General features: G+C 26.6%; 12 protein-coding genes. 5 read left to right on the forward strand and 7 right to left on the reverse strand.

The window, feature by feature from the left end; genetic code table 11:
- Positions 1 to 150: 150 nt before the first annotated feature.
- The 7 genes from cas6 (XJ44_RS08955) to XJ44_RS08985 are packed head-to-tail and all read right to left on the reverse strand — an operon-like array spanning position 151 to position 7,511.
- The gene (gene cas6, locus XJ44_RS08955; RefSeq protein WP_269844030.1) at positions 151 to 954 is read right to left on the reverse strand and encodes a CRISPR-associated endoribonuclease Cas6; all 804 of its coding nucleotides are present in this window, start codon (positions 952 to 954) and stop codon (positions 151 to 153) included.
- A 20-nt stretch (positions 955 to 974) separates the two neighbouring features.
- Positions 975 to 2,069, reverse strand: coding sequence for a type III-A CRISPR-associated RAMP protein Csm5 (csm5, locus tag XJ44_RS08960; protein WP_077198800.1), 1,095 nt, complete (start codon positions 2,067 to 2,069; stop codon positions 975 to 977).
- Complete coding sequence (gene csm4, locus XJ44_RS08965) at positions 2,062 to 2,931, reverse strand: type III-A CRISPR-associated RAMP protein Csm4 (RefSeq protein ID WP_084758799.1); 870 nt, start codon at positions 2,929 to 2,931, stop codon at positions 2,062 to 2,064. The genes csm5 and csm4 overlap by 8 nt, the downstream gene beginning before the upstream one ends.
- 27 nt (positions 2,932 to 2,958) lie before the next feature.
- On the reverse strand, positions 2,959 to 3,717 hold the full coding sequence (gene csm3, locus XJ44_RS08970; RefSeq protein WP_075666629.1) for a type III-A CRISPR-associated RAMP protein Csm3: 759 nt from the start codon (positions 3,715 to 3,717) through the stop codon (positions 2,959 to 2,961).
- 17 nt (positions 3,718 to 3,734) lie between these two features.
- Entirely contained in the window at positions 3,735 to 4,187 is a 453-nt protein-coding gene (gene csm2, locus XJ44_RS08975; protein ID WP_083638882.1) for a type III-A CRISPR-associated protein Csm2, read from the reverse strand.
- Positions 4,187 to 6,367 carry a type III-A CRISPR-associated protein Cas10/Csm1 gene (gene cas10 / locus XJ44_RS08980; RefSeq protein ID WP_077198802.1) on the reverse strand — a complete coding sequence of 727 codons (2,181 nt, stop codon included), beginning with the start codon at positions 6,365 to 6,367 and terminating at the stop codon, positions 4,187 to 4,189. Before cas10 ends, csm2 begins: the two co-directional genes overlap by 1 nt.
- Positions 6,368 to 6,395: 28 nt before the next feature.
- Positions 6,396 to 7,511 (reverse strand): putative CRISPR-associated protein, encoded by a 1,116-nt coding sequence (locus XJ44_RS08985; protein WP_077198803.1) that lies wholly within the window; start codon positions 7,509 to 7,511, stop codon positions 6,396 to 6,398.
- 565 nt (positions 7,512 to 8,076) lie between these two features.
- On the opposite strand from XJ44_RS08985, the gene cas6 (XJ44_RS08990) reads away from it, so the two are divergent.
- The 5 genes from cas6 (XJ44_RS08990) to ago are packed head-to-tail and all read left to right on the forward strand — an operon-like array spanning position 8,077 to position 13,757.
- Complete coding sequence (gene cas6, locus XJ44_RS08990) at positions 8,077 to 8,862, forward strand: CRISPR-associated endoribonuclease Cas6 (protein ID WP_077198804.1); 786 nt, start codon at positions 8,077 to 8,079, stop codon at positions 8,860 to 8,862.
- Positions 8,863 to 8,866: 4 nt separating this feature from the next.
- Positions 8,867 to 10,486: a CRISPR-associated primase-polymerase type A1 gene (locus tag XJ44_RS08995; protein WP_077198805.1), complete on the forward strand. Its 1,620-nt coding sequence runs from the start codon at positions 8,867 to 8,869 to the stop codon at positions 10,484 to 10,486.
- A gap of 18 nt (positions 10,487 to 10,504) precedes the next feature.
- Positions 10,505 to 11,509, forward strand: a complete 1,005-nt coding sequence (cas1, locus tag XJ44_RS09000; RefSeq protein WP_077198806.1) for a CRISPR-associated endonuclease Cas1 — start codon at positions 10,505 to 10,507, stop codon at positions 11,507 to 11,509.
- On the forward strand, positions 11,506 to 11,784 hold the full coding sequence (cas2, locus tag XJ44_RS09005) for a CRISPR-associated endonuclease Cas2 (protein ID WP_075666636.1): 279 nt from the start codon (positions 11,506 to 11,508) through the stop codon (positions 11,782 to 11,784). The genes cas1 and cas2 overlap by 4 nt, the downstream gene beginning before the upstream one ends.
- A gap of 20 nt (positions 11,785 to 11,804) precedes the next feature.
- A complete protein-coding gene (ago, locus tag XJ44_RS09010; RefSeq protein WP_077198807.1) occupies positions 11,805 to 13,757 on the forward strand; it encodes a protein argonaute in 1,953 nt (650 codons plus the stop codon).
- The last annotated feature ends 133 nt before the right edge of the window (positions 13,758 to 13,890 follow it).

The following is a 13,890-nucleotide window of genomic DNA, read 5'->3' on the forward strand; positions in this document are numbered from 1 at the left end:
TTCCCTTTTTTATACATTTTTATGTTGACTTTTACAAAAAACAAAGGAGGGACAAACTTAGAATCGCATTGCAAAGTCTTTCTTATGTTAATATACGTTTTATATCAGTAAAATTTGCCAAAATAAAAATCAATTAAAGAACTAATTTTTTTATGTATCCTCCTTAAGATCTTTAACTTGCCCTAAACCCATAGCTGTCTTATATCCCACGCCTGAAAAAAATGCAAACTTAGAAAGCAAATTCACAATCTTTGCCAATGTGTTGTTATTTCTATCAACGGAAAATACCACATCACCCACAAAACCTTTTAAGTAATAATTAGACATATATACCTTCTTTTTGTAAATTTTCATATTTGAGATCTTTATTTCATTAAAATCCTTTATGATTTCTTCCTTGATTTTCTTTGAACTGACTCTATTAAATTTTTTCAACAAATCCCCGAAGACCTTTTCAGGTTTTGGATAATACAAACAATCATTTTCTACTTTAAGTAAAGTCGGGGTATAAAATCTCAGTTTTATTTCATTTTTAACATTATCAATTTTGAATAATTCTTCTTCTGTAGTAATACCCGCCCATTTACTTTGTTTTTCGTGAAAATAAAGTTTTGTAACTAAAAACTTTATATTATCAATATCTAACTTCTTTTTATCAAACTTATTTTTGAACATATTTATTGCTATTGAGTTAAAAACGTTGTCTTCAAGAAAAGTCATCCTTATATAATATAATTTTTCTTTTTCAATGACCAATGGTTTATCAACTTTCTTTCCCAAAAAAGAAGAAACAGTAAAAGGTTTATGTCCAATATTATCATGTAGTTTCTTAGCAAGTTCACTATTATTCATCTTTAAAATACTAAAAAACATTCCGTGAATTTTTTCGCCGGGATAAGTAAAAATAATTCCTGAATTTAAAGCTGTCAATTTAAAAACTAAACTGTAGAATATACTTTCACCTCATTTAAATATTATCTCAACTCAACCTTTATCCAGCCTATGGGCGAAATAGGTTTTTCTTCTTCATCGATTAAGTAACGTCGAGAAATTGGGGGGATAGTTCCAGGATGTTTTGTAATAACCTTTGCAAATTCGTGTTTTACATCGTCACTAAGTACCGAAAAGACACTCATTGCATTTAATCCCCCACCATATCCAATATGCATTATATAGCCTTTTTCAGCTTTTATTTTTTCTATTTTATTTGTTAATTTTTGAAAAAATTCTTTTTTTTCTTTGATATTTTTAATATATTCAAGTTCTTTGCTTATTACAAATCTATAAAATTCATCAACCATTTTGAAAATATCTTCCAAACTTCTTGGAAGATTATTGTCAAATCTTCCTTGTTTAGATTCAAATAATTTTAAACCTTCTTCATCAAATTTTACTTCTGATTCAAATTCGGCATTTTTAAGGATTGCTTCAAAAAAGATGTTAAAGTTCTTTTGATAAAAAGAATCCTTATTACTAACAAAAACACTTAGAGCTAAAATAGCAACCTTATCTGTAAAATTTGTATCTGAGATTTTTAAGAACTTAAGAAAATCATTTTTTGCATCTTTAAAATTTCCTACTCTAAATGAACTTTCAAGAATTTTTGTGGCATCGTTAAGATTTTTTTTATGATTTTTTAACAAATTAAGTATTTTTTCTTCAACTTTATTTCTTAAATTTTTATTATTCATTAATATATATCCCATAATTCCATTTCTTATACTTCCCTTAATACTACTTCCGGGAATATAAAACCTACCATCTGGATGTTTGATATTTTCTAACACTTCACCTCTAATTTTGTAATTAAATTTTCTTTTGCAGATATACCAAATATCATCGTCATTTAATACATTTTTATAATCTTCCCATTTTAGTACAGTTAATCTTCTACTATCAACATAAAACGAACTTTTTATTTCAGGATGCCTTTTTAAAAGTTTTTTCAAAGACCTTTCCTTTAGTCTTATATATGAATTATTTCTTAAAACATAAAATATAGGCAATAACTTTTCACCACTTCCAATGTGTAAAATAGTTAAAGGTTTTAATGAAATTTTTTTATTCAACTAAATCACCACCTAAATCAAACTTGAACACTACTGTTGAACCAATTATATAGTAGTCATTTTGCAATTTGTTTGGTTCTCCAACGAAATTAAAATCAAATGTTGAACCTTCACTTAAATAGTAAAGTTCATTCTTTAATTTTGGAACTATGTGTCTATGACCACGCAATTTTACTAATTTATAATATCCATTGTTTAGTTTTCTTATTTCGTCTTCATTAGGTCTTGCAAGACCAAGTAAAAGTGTTGTTGTTCCATTTTTATGAAAAATATCAGGTGGAACCTTAAATTTGGGCTCAAAAAGCCCAAACCCCCTTGTAGCATCAGCACCGAGTCCACTATCTCCTAATAATCTAACGCTAGCTTTTAGATGGTTTTCAAGATCATCTGGAAATTCTGCAATAAAATATGGGGTAAATTTATCTTTAAAATAAATTAGCTCGATATTATACAAAGATGATGTATTTCTTACTCTATCCAAACTTACGACTAATCTATTATCTATTTTTACAGGAGAATCTTCGAAAAAAATAGACTCTTTGAAATTATTGGATAACTTTGAAGCAAATACATATTGAGCTTTTTTTAATTTTTTTGGTTCCAGTTCAAGCTTCTCAGGTGGATATGTGTTAAAAAGAAAAGGTTTAGGTATCAAATATTCTTCACCAAACTTAAATAATAGAGAAGAAACCTTTAAACTCTTTGCTAGCTTATGCGCATCATCACCAAATAATCTAAATGCATTATATATAATTGCCGAATATATTGTAGTAGATCTTACGGTATTTAATGTATCATCAGTTTCATTGCCCACTCCAACTCTTAATGGAGTTTTTATAATAAGCTCTACTATTAATTTCATTAATATCACCTTCTTTTAAAAGAAAAATCATTTTCCATTTAGCATTTCCTTAATTATCTCATCAAATTTTTCATCTTTTTTCAATTCTTTTCTCACGATTTTTGAAGGATCACCAGAAATATAGTACTCTACAGGTTTATAAATTATTTCCTTTATTTCAAACTTAACTTTTCCATTGCCTCTACTTCCACCGCCACCAAGGTAATCATCTTCTACAAGTTCAAGTGCTTGTTTTATCAAATTCAAATCTTCAATGCAATGTTTTTCATTTTCATTAGTGTAAATTAACTCAAAACCAAATTCTGCTCCAGCTGGGACACGCTCTATTGGCCTTGGAACAGCGGCACATGTTATTCTATCAAGGGAATTTTCTGTTTTCCATTCAGCATATCGTGTGTCGGTCTCCATGTTTTCTAATTTTTTAATTGATTCTTCCGTCAAAAATGCATCTCTTACAATCAATCTAGAAGGAATATTTTCCTCTTTGCTTGCACCATAAACTCTACAAATTTTACAATCTGGATCCTTGCATTCATGTCTTCTAATTTTATTCTTACGTTCAACTAATTCTAATTTTTTGTTTAACGCTCTTTCCATTAATGCTCTCATTTTTCCCTTTAAAGAGCTACCAGGAACGTAGGGTTCACCGTTTATTGGATTTCTCACAATTGGATTATCCATACCACCAATGGAAATTCCTAAATCTTTTCCTCCAATATGAAGACCCGTTAAAACCTTTATAGTACCTTTTATTATAAACTTTCCTAATAATTTTCTTTCGTCCATCTCACAACACCTCCTAATTAATCTTTTCCACCATAGTATTTGTGATATGCCAAAATTGCATCGTAAAATTTTTTAAAGGTTTCAAAGTCTTTTGAAGTTTTAACTTTATCAATTGCTTTTCCTATTATTTTTTCAAAGTCTTTATAAACATCGCTTTTCGTTCTACCTGCTTGATATGCAAGATAAACTTTTACAAAACTTAATTCGTCAAGAATATCTTCTTTGAATTTTTCTTGATCATTTTCATACTTCATTTTATTTGAAATAAATTTTTGCCAAAATTTTGAAATATAGGAATGAAACTTTCTTATTTGATTAGCTTTAAAATTTTTACTCAAGTGCTCTCCAAACTTTTCAGCATCACTTATTAAGTCTTCCATTTTATAATATGCTAAAGAATCAAGCGAAGAAATCCTCTCTAAAATACCTTTTACAAGACTTGAAGTATCTTTGGTTTTTTTATCATGCATCACTTTCTACCTCCTCTATTTAATAAATCATAAAATTGGAGTACAACGTTCAAACCTGGAAATTCTACTTTTTTATTTTTGATAAGCTCCTCTAAAATGTTCTTTTCTTTTTCATTATTGCTTCTGCTCATCAAATAAGCTAAAAAAACTTTGTCATATTTACTAGGACTAACTGACATATTTAAAAGTTTTCTAACGAGAGATCTACTTAATTCGTCCTTTGAATTACACAATTTTTTATATAATTCATATGTTTTATTGATGAATTCGTTAAATTTTACTACTGAAACATTTTCTAAATAAAATTTTCCATCTTTAAAGACTCTCTTAATTCCGTTAGAAAAAGCTATTGAGTCTTTTAACATTAACTCTTGCTGTGAATTTATACTTACAACCTCTACATTTTCCTTTGCTTTTGATTCAGAAATATCAGATAATTCCATAATAAACTTCATACTATCTTTTTCATCTACAAGTGCATATCCTGCAGAAATGGTTATAAATTTGTTACTTATAAATTTAGAAAATTCTTTTCTCAAAACAACTGCAAAATTAAGAATTTCATCCCAACCTCCAAGAACAAATAAATCATCTCCTCCAGAATAAATCACAGCTAAATTTCTATTTTCAACCAATTTATACAAATACAGTTTAAAAAAGTATGAAAGTAGTCTAGAAAGAGCGCTAATTCTAATTAAAGTTTTAAGTGCTAAACCTTCTCTAAAGATTTTTCCAAGATTATCCACATCAACTTTTAAAGCAGCTAACTTTTTTCCTGGTACATTTTTCGCCATTTCTGTCAAACTTTGCGTACTGGAATAGGCAAGAACTTCAAGTCTAATTAAGTTTTTGTCGTTATTATCAAATTTATAACTTTCTTTTATCTTAAATCCAACTTTTTCGGGAATTGAAGAGAATTTATATTTTTTTCCAAAAATTTCAAATACATCTTCTTCATTTTTATTTGTTAAAACAATGTATTTCTTTTTATTATCCATAAGTTCTTTACCAATGTTGTAAAGTGTTCTACAAAAATTACATGCAATTTCTTCTTCGTCTGCTCGCAAGGAAAACAATTGAGTGGTAAGTGCTCCACATACCTTACAAGTTTTCATATTATTTCCATTTCTTCTTATCTTAAATAATTTCTCAAGTTCAAAGTCACTAAAAAGTCTATTTTTCTTCTCGTTGATCTTATGCGCTAACTTAGAAAAAACAACGTTCATATTTTTTACATCGGAAGGTTTAAATGAAACGTATTCCATAACTATACTTAAATCTAAATTGTTTTCAATGAACCAATTATTCACTTTTTGTTGGATTTTTTTCAATATATTCTTATTTTTTTCTGTGTTAGAAAGTACTAAATAAAAGTGTCCTCCACCAATAAAGTGTATATTTACTCTGTAAAATTCCGTTTCCTCTAAAAGTTCATTGACAATTATTTCTTGTAACAATTCAATGAAAAAACTTCTTCCTCTATAAGATCTCAAAGCACCTTTTGATGAGACTTTGGAGATAAATTTTTGAATTCCAGAAACATCTCCACCAATAAGCAAAAATGTTTCCTTTTCATCTAAATTTTGCAAATCTCCAAAAGATGTTATTTTACCATCTGTATAATCATATAAACAAAGTGACAACATTGCCGAAACTTTTCTATAATCATAGTAAGAAACATCAACTGCCTTTTTTGAAAAAATAAGATATGGAACAAAACTAAAATGTTTCTTTATCACTGTTTCCAATGAATTTGGATTCAACGAATCTGATAATATTTTGAGATCTTTTTCAAAAGAATAGAAAACTTTTTTTATTTTTTCTTGTGAGAGTTCTCTATCAGAGGTGGATGATAACAAATCACTTATTACAAAAGGTTCAAAAAACGAATTTTTGCCTGTATTAAATACTAATTCATTATTTACTATATTTTCATTGAAAACCTTTGAAAAAATATTTTCTAAATTACTAAATTTTGAGGTTTCAAATTTATATGGTGTGTTGTCGGATTTCAATAAACTATCCACGTATGATATATACCAATCTATTTTTTCATTAAAAGTTTTACTGTCAAAATATGTTAATTTATCTTTTTTGTCTAAAAAATCAAGGTTATTATTTATAATGTCATTTAATCCATACGTCAAAGCTCTAACAACAATCTGTTCACGTTCTTTCAAGCAATTCACCTCCAATTTGACCAACATTTTAAAAAATGTCTTTTAAAAACTCTTCAAACTTAATTTTTATTAATTCTAACTCTCTTGAATCTCTTTTGGTGGTGTATGCCCTAAAATGCAATATGCCCAATTTTGTTGGTAAATTTACCACCAATTTATCTCCATTTGTCTTTACTCTTGGGGACCCGGATTTTTCTCTTTGTGAATATTTAAATACTTCAACTTTTGTTATATATTTAAATTTTTCAAGTCTTTCTTTTAATTTAAATTTTTCAATCAATTCTTTAGAATGCTGTTCTTTTGAACTTGATTGGAATATTAAATTTCTTTTTCTTTCAACTAATTCAACATTTTTTGATAAATGGTAAAATTTATTTTTTATTATTTCCAAATAAATCTGTCCCATTGGACTTATTGCTAGATATTTTTTCCCATCTATCATTGCTTCATCAAAGAATACCTTTGATTTTAAAGATAATGATTTATACAAATTTTCAACTTCCTTAAGTGGTTTTATATCATTTTCCAACTCTTCAAACAATGTTTTTGCTTCAAAATATATACTATCGTCTAAATCTATAGGTAATGGAATTAACTCTATTACTTCTGGAAATCTTTCGAATCTATAATATACGGGAACACTTAACCCTTGTCCCAAAGCAAGTGCAAAAGCTATTTGGGCTTTGTATCCACCTGTTGCATTTATTATTACTTCACCAGAATGCCTTGCTATAATACCAGCTATTTCTTTTATTAAATTTCTAAGTCCATGTATTTTAAAATCATTAGGTTTATCATCTCTCAACTTTGAAATAACTTTAACTTCAACATTTTCAAAATTATATCCTTTTTTTACTTTAAAGAAATTTTTCAATATAGTTCCGATTTTTCTTCCATCGTCTGTATCTGATACCAAAAAATAAAGATTTTTTCTTTCTGTTAAATATCCTTTCTTTACGATACTTGCAATCGAATTAATCTCTGCTCCAAACCCCCTAAATTCTTCTGGATCTTCATTACTTTCCGAAAAATAATTTACTATAGCCTCTAATTGTGAGTTCTTGTAATACTCATTTAGTTTTTCATCCCTACTCAAATTACTAATCATACTTGCCCCTACTGTACATATTAACGTATTAGCCATCCTATCCCTCCTAAAATGAGCAATATTTAAAAATTTTTAGTCTCATAATATATAACGAATAGCATAGCAATTTTCTGACAAAAATTGAATATTCTCTTTTGGTGTTTAAATGTTGATATATTGTTGTTATGTTAAAAATATACACATAAATACTTAACTATAACGAAATGATTATAACACAAATATTTGGGATAAGAAACACTTAAATAAGCAAGAATATTTGTGAAAATATTTGAAAAAATATAAAAATTAAGATTTTGCAAAGTTGTACTTTCCAATAAAAAATACTTAATACATTTAATCAAAATATAGGTATGAGAAAGAATAATATTATAAAAAAGGAAAATATGTTTGGTATCAGATACAGACGATGGAAGAAAAATATGTATTTGTGTTATAATTGTTTCGTTATAGTTAAGTGTTTGTGTGTATGTTTTTATTTTTACTATGTTGATATATTTAAAATTTTGTACAAAGTTTAGGGGTTCCTAATAAAATCATAATGTTTGATGTATTTGAATAGTATAAATATTGAGACTAAAGGAGGGATAATATTTTCTTTAGTTTGGTATTAGGACTTAAGGCAATAAATTCTGGAGTTATTTCAACATATCCTGGGGAAAAGTTACATGGATTGTTTTTTGATATATTAAAGAATGCAAATGAAAGGTTAGCTGAACAGGTTCACGAAGAGGATAACTACAAGCCGTTTACTGTTTCATCAATTTTAGGAAAGAAAACGGATAGATTGATTATTATAGAAAAAGGAAGAAAATATTATATAAGAATAACTTTTTTAAACGAGGAAGTTTTTAATTTTTTTACCATAAAAATATTTAAAAGTAAATATTCAAAAGAGAAATTAAAAATCAATGATCTTGAGTTTTATATTTCAAATGTGATATTTCATGAAAAACAAAGTAAATGGGCGGGGATTTTAACGGAAAATGAATTATTGTCAACAAATTATAATAATGACGTTATAAAACTGCGATTTTATACTCCTACATTATTTAGGATAGGTGATAAACATTTAGGTTATCCTTTCCCCGACAAAGTTTTTAAAAGTCTTTTAAAAAAATTCAATAAATATGCAGAGTTTAAAATAAATGAAGACTATGCTAATATGTTCTCAGATATAGAAATATTAAATAAAAGAACTTACAAAAAGCGGGTATATATGAGAAATTATTATTTGGATGGATTTATAGGAACTGTTGAATATAAGATACCAACAGACGATAGGAATTTTTTCAAAGTAATACATATGTTGGCTGATTTTGCTTTTTTTTCTGGAGTTGGATATAAGACAACTATGGGATTTGGGCAAGTAAAAAAGTTGGGGGAATAACTTTATGAATTTTAAAGAATTAGCATTAAGGGCCGAGGAAAATCTTGAATTTGAAAAAGCTCTTGAATATTTTGAAAAAGCCGAAGAAGAATTATCTGTCGAAGATGGAACACTAATAAGATATGGTGAATTACTATTTGATTTTCAAAAATACGAAATAGCAAGGAAAGTATTCGAAAAGATTGTTTCTAAACAACCTAAAAAGGAATATCTTTTAAGGCTAGCAGAAATATACGAAGAAATTAGTATGTTGGACAAAGCACTAGAGATATATGAAAAATTAAACATAACAGATAGAGTAAAGAATATAAAAGAACAATATGAAACAACTAATCCTAGAAGAACAATTTTAAGAAAGTTTTTAGAGTTATTTTCTGGAAGAGAAGATGTATTTGCAGTTCAGCTAAACGACGGGACATATAGACCTATTAGGCGTTCAATAAATTTTAATGACGTAAAAAAACATATTTCTGGGAAAACAACTATTGGAATATATCAACTGAAAAAGAATGATGAAATAAAATTTGCTGTTTTTGATGTGGATATAAAGAAGAGTTTTTTGGAAAATAACAAAAATACGTATTTTGAAGAAGCTAAAACTGTTACTTTAAAAATTTCATCGATTTTGTCTCAGTATAATATAAAAAATTATATAGAATTTACAGGAAACCGTGGATATCATGTTTGGTTCTTTTTTGATGAGGCATTATCAAGTTACAAGGTTAAAGTCTTTATGGAGTCAATATTGAAAAATATACATTTAGAAGAATCGATAGGTATTGAGGTTTTTCCAAAACAACCAACTTTAAACGGCGGGTTGGGGAATCTAATAAAAGTCCCCTTAGGATTACATAAAAAGACATATAAAAAAGCAGTTTTTGTGGATCAAAATTTTGAAGTTATAAAAAATCAATTAGATTTTCTTTTAAAAATAGAATATAACAGCAAAGAACATATAGAATCTTTATTTGACGAAATAATAACGGATTCCGTGCAAAGTTATAATTTCCAAAAAACCACATACAAAAAAAGAAAAAACACTTCTATAAAGAAAGAGTTAGTAAAATCATTAGAGAAAGATAATTTAAGTGAATTTCATAAAGTAATTAGTAATTGCCATGTTTTATACCAAATAATACAAAAAATAAAGAGGGATGCATATGTTTCAGAAATAGAAGAAGAAATTCTCATAAAATCTTCAATTAAAGCTATAAATGGAAGGGAGCAATTAATTGAAATTTTAAAGAATACAATAAACTTTGATTATGATAGATTCAAAAAAATAGAACATCAAGTTGGTGAAATTCCTATATCTTGTAATAATATTAGAAATATTATTATTAAATATAATTTATCTCTAAGTTTAGATAAATGTTTGTGCAAGTTTCCTGGTTATAATACACCGTATTCCTTTGTGAAAGATTTTGACGAAATTATCGAAGAATTTTCCGTGGAAGAAATAGTTAAAAAAATTATAGAAAAAACTTCTGAAAAGTTTGAATTAGAACGGGAAATAAAAAGCTTAAAAAAGATACTTTTGGAAAGAATGGGTGAAAATACAAAAATGACAGTGGGAATATGGACTATAAGAAAAAATGGAAATGATATTGAAATAATTATATAAATAAAATTAGGTGAAATAATGGTAATTTACATTACTCAACAGGGCACGGTACTTTCAAAAAAACAAGGAAAATTAATCGTGAGCAAAGAAGGAAATATCATTTCTGAAATTCCATTGAATAAGATAGATAAAGTTAACTTAATGGGAAATATATCTTTAACTACACCAATAATCAACTATTTTTTGAACAAAAAAATAGAAGTAATTTTTATGACTCAAAATGGAAAATATCGTGGAAAGTTATATACTGACGATTATAAAAATGTATTACTGAGATTGAAACAGTATGAGCGGTCTAGCGATAAACAATTTAAACTAAAAATGGCAAAAGCCATAGTAAAAGGAAAACTAAAAAATTACTATGATTTTTTGATAAACAAAAGCAAACATCTTCCAAAGGGGCAATTAGGTAAAGAGATAGCGACTATAAGGGTCATGATATCAAAGATAGAGCAAGCTAAAGATATAGACGTAGTGAGAGGCCTTGAAGGTGTTGGTACAAAAAGTTATTTTAAAGCTTTTTCAAGGTTAATAAAAAATCAAAATTTTAAATTTGAAAAAAGGACGATGAATCCACCAAAGGATCCAATAAATGCAATGTTATCATTTGGATATTACTTATTATACAATGAGATTATGGCTGCTATAAATATAGTAGGACTGGATCCTTATTTTGGAAATCTTCATACAGTTGAAGTTTCTAAAAAATCTCTTTTATTTGATCTGGTTGAAGAATTTCGAAATATATTAATTGACAGTCTTGTCATAAATATGATTAATAGAAATGAATTTAATCAGTCTGATTTTATAAAAAAAGAAAAAAATATAGTTCATTTCACAGAAAATGGTATGAAAAAATTTATATCAAAATATGAAAAATGGTTAGGACGAAAAATGAGATATCATTTGGATGGTGAAACAAATTATATACGAACAATATTTCAAAAGCAAGTACGACATTATGCACGAGTTGTACTTGGTGATGAAGATAAATATATTCCTTTCTACAGGGTGATAAAATGATGTATGTTATAAGTTATGATATTACTAACGATAAAAGAAGAAGAAAATTAACTAAATACTTAGAAAGTTATGGAGTAAGGGTTCAATATAGTGTTTTTGAAACGGAGCTTAGTAGGGAACAATTAAGTATATTAATAAGAGAGCTTAAAAAAAGGATAGATGAAAAGGAAGATACTATAAGAATATATCCAATTTCAAAAGATGCGAGAAAATCTATTACTACGTTGGGAAAGGATAAAGGAAGTTATTATAAAGATGATTTTCTTATAATATAAAACTTATGAGGAGAGGAAAAATGTTCCTAAATCTTTATAGGCTTAAAATACCTTATAAAGTGAAAAGATTATATTTTTCAAATTCATCTACTCCAGCGGAGATATTATCAAAAAACTTAACACGTGTAAATAACATAAGGTTCTACAATTCTTCAAAATTGGTATGGGTTGAAATACCAGATGTTGATTTTTCTATAAAGCCTTATCAAGCTAAAAATTATTTATTAGACAAATTTGAAGTAATAGATGAATCTCAGGATCCTATACTTTTTGTAAAAACTTTATATAACTATGTAAAAAAACAATTTATAGATAAAGGTTATTATTTTAAAAGAAGAAGCATCTTTATTTCCAATGAAGATAAATTTTGCTTGAATACTAACAAAGATATAAATGCACATGTTAGCTATAAGATAAAGTTGTATAAATTAAATGGCAAATATTATTTTTCTATATTGCCAAGATTTACCTTCCTTTCTAAAGATCCAGCATTATATTCAAGAATAAAAAGCGCATACCTACTTAATATTAAAACAGGTAAGACCTTTTTGTATGTTTCAGGAGAAGACGAAAAAATAAAAATAAAAGTTGATGATGAAATAGTTACAGTAAAAAATAACGACATTTATTATTTTAATTTTAGTTCGACTGAAGCAAAAGAATTAGGATTTTCGAAGGAATTACCACAAATTTATAAAAATCTAAATATGATTTATTCTAATATGGAGAAGAAACTTAGTTTCTTAAACAATGTAATAGAAGTTGATATTCCATATAAAATTTTACAAAAAGATATTAAGAAACCAAAGATAACCTATATATTCAAAAATGGCATTTCTGAAAACAAAAAGGATATTTTCAAGTTTTCATTTTATAAACCACCTAAAAAATTAAATATCGCATTTTTATTTTCTTCGAAAAAACAAGTGAAAAGTTTGTATCCTGTGTTAAAAAGTACATTTAATTCAAAAAATTCTTTGTTTTATATTGCGCTTAATCAATTAGGTATCAAAAATATAACAAATGTCAGATTTGAAAAAAATCCAATTAATAAAAAAGCTATTTTTTTCTATGACCCTGATACTCTTACTATAAAAGATAGAGAATTTTTATCGAATAAAAGTTACAAAATAATAACTATTGTTGTATTGGATGAGCACGTGGGAAACATAGATAATTTACTTAAAAATGCACCAGATAATCTAATAATTGTTCCAATATTAAAAAATAATTTGTTAAAAATAAAGCCATACATTTTTAAAAGTTATATATACAAATTGCTTCTCTTTTGTACTGATTCGATGCCTTTTTTGTTAAAAAATCTTGATTTAAGAAGAAAAATACTGTATGTAGGAATTGATTTAAGTCATGATACATACAATAGAAAGACACATTTAGCTATTAGTGCTGTAACAAATTTTGGGAATATCATATATTTAAGTAGATACAGAAATCTTATGCTTAACGAAAAATTAGAATTAGAAATTTTGGAAAAAGAATATGTAAGATTAATGGATAAATATAAAGAAAAAACAAATAGTTATCCGGAAATTGTGTTTATTATAAGAGATGGTGTTTTCTTGGAAGATATTAAAGTAGTTGAAAACATATTAAATATGATCGAAGTTAAATATGTTCTTGCTGAAGTTAATAAAAATTCTAATATAAATTCATGTTTAAATCTAAAGGAGAATATAATAAGGCTTGAGAAAAATTCGTTTGTATATTTTCCAAGTTCCTATAATCACCAAAAAGGTGTAGAAATAAATATAATAAGGAATTGTACAGATTATTCATTTGAAAAAATAGCAGAGCATATATATGGTTTAACAAAAATCAACCCCCCTTCTCCTTTTTCAGAACGTAGGTTGCCATATCCATTGTATATTGTTAACAAAGTAGCTTTAAGTGATTACGAATGGAAAATTTATGTGCCAATTGGAAAGGATAAAATTTATAATTTTATTAGGTAATATGTGTATTTTTTTGTTGTCTAAAAATAAATAATTTTATGGTAAAATAAAGGTGATAACATGTTAAATTTATACCTATCAAGTCTGAAATAAAAATGTTGAAAATTCGCATAAATAAATGTTTTATCAAAAA

Source organism: Thermosipho affectus (genome assembly GCF_001990485.1).
GTDB lineage: Bacteria > Thermotogota > Thermotogae > Thermotogales > Fervidobacteriaceae > Thermosipho > Thermosipho affectus.

Bases quoted from the DNA above. Each gene is read 5' to 3' on its own strand.
- cas1 (WP_077198806.1), top strand. From the start codon at position 10,505: ATGGTAATTTACATTACTCAACAGGGCACGGTACTTTCAAAAAAACAA.
- XJ44_RS08995 (WP_077198805.1), top strand. From the start codon at position 8,867: ATGAATTTTAAAGAATTAGCATTAAGGGCCGAGGAAAATCTTGAATTT.
- XJ44_RS08985 (WP_077198803.1), bottom strand. From the start codon at position 7,511: ATGGCTAATACGTTAATATGTACAGTAGGGGCAAGTATGATTAGTAAT.
- csm2 (WP_083638882.1), bottom strand. From the start codon at position 4,187: ATGCATGATAAAAAAACCAAAGATACTTCAAGTCTTGTAAAAGGTATT.
- csm3 (WP_075666629.1), bottom strand. From the start codon at position 3,717: ATGGACGAAAGAAAATTATTAGGAAAGTTTATAATAAAAGGTACTATA.
- csm4 (WP_084758799.1), bottom strand. From the start codon at position 2,931: ATGAAATTAATAGTAGAGCTTATTATAAAAACTCCATTAAGAGTTGGA.
- cas2 (WP_075666636.1), top strand. From the start codon at position 11,506: ATGATGTATGTTATAAGTTATGATATTACTAACGATAAAAGAAGAAGA.
- ago (WP_077198807.1), top strand. From the start codon at position 11,805: ATGTTCCTAAATCTTTATAGGCTTAAAATACCTTATAAAGTGAAAAGA.